General features: G+C 73.6%; 1 protein-coding gene. It reads left to right on the top strand.

Translation table 11 applies throughout. The annotated features are described in order from the left end of the window. The coding region (locus L995_RS30580) for a TolC family protein (RefSeq protein ID WP_047475221.1) at nt 1-624 on the top strand (624 nt) is incomplete at both ends.

Raw genomic sequence — 624 nt, forward strand, 5'->3', positions numbered from 1 at the left:
TGCGTGCCAGCGGCCAGCGCCGCTGGGTGCACGACGGCTCGGGCCAGCGCTTTGCCGAAGGGCAGATCGCCATCGAGCGCCCGCTGCGCCTGGGCGGCAAGGCCGAGTCCGATGCTCAGCTTGCCGAAGCGACCCAGGCCGCATCGCGCGTGGCGGCCCAGGATGTGCGGCACGAAGCCGCACGCCAGTTGCTGGCGCTGTGGTTTGCCGCACAGCGCGCAGGCCAGGCGCAGCAGACCGCCCGGGACAATGCCGACGCTGCCGCCGAACTGGCCCGCGTCACCGAACGCAGGCTGCGCGCAGGCGATGCCGCCAGGCTGGACGCCGAACTGGCCGCCGCCGAGCACGCGCGCATGCAGGCCGCGCTGGCAACGGCCCAGGCCGCGTACCAGGCGGCCCAAACCGACCTGCAGGCGCGTTTTCCGGGCCTGGAGGCTGCGCGGACGAAGGAGGGGGAGGCTGCGCCACCGCTGCTGGATCTGCCACCGCTGCCCGATCTGCCACCGCAGCCACCGGCCCAGCTGCGCCTGCGCTACATAGAGCACAGCCACGAATACCTGCTGGCCCAGGCCGAGGAAACCCTGGCCCTGCGCCAGGCCCGCCGAGCCGACCTGGAACACGCGG

Source organism: Delftia sp. ZNC0008 (assembly GCF_000799035.1).
Classification (GTDB): Bacteria; Pseudomonadota; Gammaproteobacteria; order Burkholderiales; family Burkholderiaceae_C; genus Comamonas; species Comamonas tsuruhatensis.